Origin of the sequence: Corallococcus sicarius, from assembly GCF_003611735.1 — a bacterium.
GTDB classification, from domain to species: Bacteria; Myxococcota; Myxococcia; order Myxococcales; family Myxococcaceae; genus Corallococcus; species Corallococcus sicarius.
Genome location: NZ_RAWG01000557.1, coordinates 1 through 3,006, shown reverse-complemented (window position 1 = coordinate 3,006; position 3,006 = coordinate 1). Strand labels below are relative to the sequence as shown.

The window sequence follows — 3,006 nt, the reverse complement described above, 5'->3', positions numbered from 1 at the left end:
GCGGTCTGGTGGGGGTGGTTCACGAAGCGCATGTGCTGGCTGCGTGGCGGGCGGATCCGCTGGCGCCGGTGTCGGACATCATGGCGCGCGTCAGCAAGACGCAGCCGGTGGGACTGGGGGACAGTGGTCGCAGGCGCCTGCACCGGGCGCGTCTGGCCGCCCGGACGAAGGGCAGGCAGAAGCTCTTCTGACGGTCGGGGCCCGGGCGGTAGGATGGGGGGTCGTGTCAGAAGCCGCCCCCGCCGCCTGGACCGTGTACATGTTGCGCTGTGGCGACGGTACGCTCTACACGGGCGCCACCAACAACCTGGAGCGCCGGCTTGCCACGCATGGTCGGGGCAAGGGCGCCGCGTACACGCGGGCGCGGTTGCCGGTGGTGCTGGTGTGGAGCGAGCCCGCCGAGGATCGCGGGGCCGCGCTGCGCCGTGAGGCCGCCATCAAGCGGCTGACGCGCGCGGACAAGCTGCGGCTCTGCTCGCGGCGACCCGGGAGGCGTTGACGCTCGTCCCCGCGGCGTGTTGGCCGCGCGGAGTTCATGGGCGGCACGGAGTGCGGACCGCGCGACAGTTGGCGGCGGGCGGCCCTCTGTTTCATCGCCTGGTGATGATCCGTATGGGTCCCTGGCCGGGTATACGGAATCCGGGGCTCGATTTAGGGTGTGGACGTTCCTTGCAGGGGGATGTCCATGCCTCGGTCTCGCTCGTTCTTGTTCGTCTTGCTCGCGCTGGGTGGGGTGGGGGCCGGTTGCTACCCGACGCCCAACCACATGCCTGTCATCCTCAAGGGGCCCCGTCCCCTGGGCTCACCGTCGACTCCAGGCGGGCTGAAGTTCGAGGAGGGGACGGTGCTCCAGCTCCAACTGGAGGTGAAGGACCAGGAGAACGACGAGGTCTTCTTCAAATGGTCGCAGGTGCCCGCGGAGCCGGCCGGCGCGTTCAGCAGCACCTCGGTGGCCACGCCCACCTGGACGGTGCCCTCGCCCCCGGAGAACCCGGACACGCCCATCTATCTCTACGTGGAGGTGGAGGACCGCAACGGCGGCGTGCTGATTGGCCAGTCGCCGGCCCTCTTCGTCATCAAGAAGTAGCGCGGCCTTCAAGCCTACCCGGCGGCGGCCGTGGGCGGCGGAGAGCCGGGCTGCTGCTTCGCACGGCTCCGGGCGCGCACGGCGACGACGATGGCCAGCAGCAGGCCCACGCCCGCGCCGATGGCCCCGCCCATGAGCTGGTAGTGCATCAGCGACGTCGTCACGCTGCGCACCACCTCCGGCAGGTTGCACATGGTCTGCGTGGCCAGCGGCGTGCTGTTGTACCACTCGATGTACGAGGGGGCCGCGAGCGACGCGATGAAGGTGCCCAGCAGGGTGCCGGCCAGGATGAAGATGAGGAAGGTCTTGAACAGGGACATGGAAGGGTCCTCCTCGGCGGGTGGGCGGCGGGCCGTCCTTAGTATGCGTCCGGCCGCCGCGAAAGGGGCGAAGGCATGCTAAGGGAGGCGACGTGCCGCTCCTGCCACTCGCCATCCTGTTCGGGGTCGCCTCGCTCGTGTGCGCGGTCATCCTGGTGACGCACGCCTTCCGCCGCAGCGTGGGCACGGGGGTGATGGTGCTGCTCATCCCCTGCTACATGCTCGTCTACGCCTTCAGCCAGTTCGAGCACCCGCGCAAGAACCTCATCGTCGCCGGCTTCCTGGCCAGCACCGTGTTGACCGCGGTCTTCCTGGGCATGGGCGCCCACGGCCTGGCGGAAGTGGCGGCGCGCACCCCGCCGCCGGGCTTCTAGGCCTCCGCGCGAAGCATGGCCGGGCCCGCCGCCAGCACCCCGGGTGCCCGCTGCGCCCGGCATCCGGACGTGGCCGCGGTGGCCGTCTGCGCGCGCTGCGGCGGCTTCCTGTGCGGCGTCTGCACGGAGGTGCGGGACGAGACGGCGTACTGCGAGCCCTGCGTCGAATGGCGCGTCCGGAACACCCGCCCCTCGCGCGCGGCGGTCGTGCTGCTCGTGGCGAACGTCGTCGCGCTCGGGCTCCTGCTCCGGTTGCTGCCGCCGGTGGGCTCACTGCTCGCGGGCGGCCTGGGCGCCTTCCTGGCCGCGAGGGAGTCGCGCCGCATCGCGCGGGTGGGCGGCGCGCCGCGAGGCCGGCTGCTCGTGCGGGTGCTGGCGGGGCTGTCGGCGGTGAACCTGCTGGCCGTGGTGCTGTGGCTCGCGCTGGGCGCGTATCTGCTGCTGCTCCGGCGCTGAGGCGTCACACGCCGCGCGCGTTCGGATCCCAGAGGTACTTGTGCATCTGGAGCTGGAAGCGGACGGGGAGCCGGTCCTCGATGATCCACTCCGCCAGCTCGCGCGGGTGGAGCTTGTCGAAGATGGTGGAGAAGAGGACGCTGTAGGGCTTCGTGCCCAGGCGGTGCTCGGTGATGAGCGCGCGGGACCACTCGTAGTCCTCGCGCGAGCCGATGACGAACTTGAGCTCGTCGTTGGCGTTCATCGACACGAGGTTGCGCAAGTCATTGCGGTCGCACTCGCCCGACGAGGGCGTCTTCATGTCCACGATTTTATGGACGGCCGGGGGCACGAGCCGCACGTCGATGGCGCCGCTCGTCTCCAGGAGCACCTTGAGGCCCGCGCCCAGCAGCGACTCCATCAGCGGGTAGACGCCGGGCTGGAGCAGGGGCTCACCGCCGGTCACCTCCACCGCGGGCGTGTTCAGCGCCAGGATCTGCGTGACGATGTCCGCGTTCTTCATGCGGCTGCCGCCGTGGAAGGCGAACTCGCTGTCGCAGTACGTGCAGCGCAGGTGGCAGCCCGTCAGGCGGATGAAGGCGCAGAGCAGCCCCGCGTGGGACGACTCGCCCTGGAGCGAGAGGTAGATCTCCTTCACCACCACGGAGTCGGCGGAGGGGAGGCGGCGGGGCTCGATGTGCGGGCGTGCGACAGGCATGGCGGACGGTGCGGAGGGGCGCATCAAGCGCACCCGGGGGGGCCGGGTCAAGCCCGGTGCTGCATCCAGGGA

Annotated in this window: 6 protein-coding genes and 1 pseudogene; 5 read left to right on the top strand and 2 right to left on the bottom strand. The window is 70.7% G+C overall.

Going from position 1 to position 3,006, the window contains the following annotated elements:
- The 3 genes and pseudogenes from D7X12_RS40620 to D7X12_RS40610 all read left to right on the top strand — a co-directional run.
- A pseudogene (locus tag D7X12_RS40620) lies at positions 1-191 on the top strand (CBS domain-containing protein); the annotation flags it as partial.
- A gap of 68 nt (positions 192-259) precedes the next feature.
- Positions 260-499, top strand: a complete 240-nt coding sequence (locus D7X12_RS40615) for a GIY-YIG nuclease family protein (RefSeq protein ID WP_120630471.1) — start codon at positions 260-262, stop codon at positions 497-499.
- Between the two features lie 186 nt (positions 500-685).
- A complete protein-coding gene (locus tag D7X12_RS40610; RefSeq protein ID WP_147443975.1) occupies positions 686-1,087 on the top strand; it encodes a hypothetical protein in 402 nt (133 codons plus the stop codon).
- Positions 1,088-1,101: 14 nt separating this feature from the next.
- Here D7X12_RS40610 and D7X12_RS40605 read toward each other — a convergent pair whose 3' ends face one another.
- Positions 1,102-1,407, bottom strand: a complete 306-nt coding sequence (locus tag D7X12_RS40605; protein WP_120630468.1) for a hypothetical protein — start codon at positions 1,405-1,407, stop codon at positions 1,102-1,104.
- Positions 1,408-1,499: 92 nt separating this feature from the next.
- Between D7X12_RS40605 and D7X12_RS40600 the strand changes: the two genes are divergently transcribed.
- Both D7X12_RS40600 and D7X12_RS40595 read left to right on the top strand, forming a co-directional pair.
- Entirely contained in the window at positions 1,500-1,781 is a 282-nt protein-coding gene (locus D7X12_RS40600) for a hypothetical protein (protein WP_120630467.1), read from the top strand.
- Between the two features lie 15 nt (positions 1,782-1,796).
- Positions 1,797-2,237 (top strand): hypothetical protein, encoded by a 441-nt coding sequence (locus tag D7X12_RS40595; protein ID WP_120630466.1) that lies wholly within the window; start codon positions 1,797-1,799, stop codon positions 2,235-2,237.
- A gap of 4 nt (positions 2,238-2,241) precedes the next feature.
- Here the strand turns inward: D7X12_RS40595 and D7X12_RS40590 are convergent, their stop codons facing one another.
- A complete protein-coding gene (locus D7X12_RS40590; RefSeq protein ID WP_120630465.1) occupies positions 2,242-2,934 on the bottom strand; it encodes a radical SAM protein in 693 nt (230 codons plus the stop codon).
- Positions 2,935-3,006 lie beyond the last annotated feature (72 nt).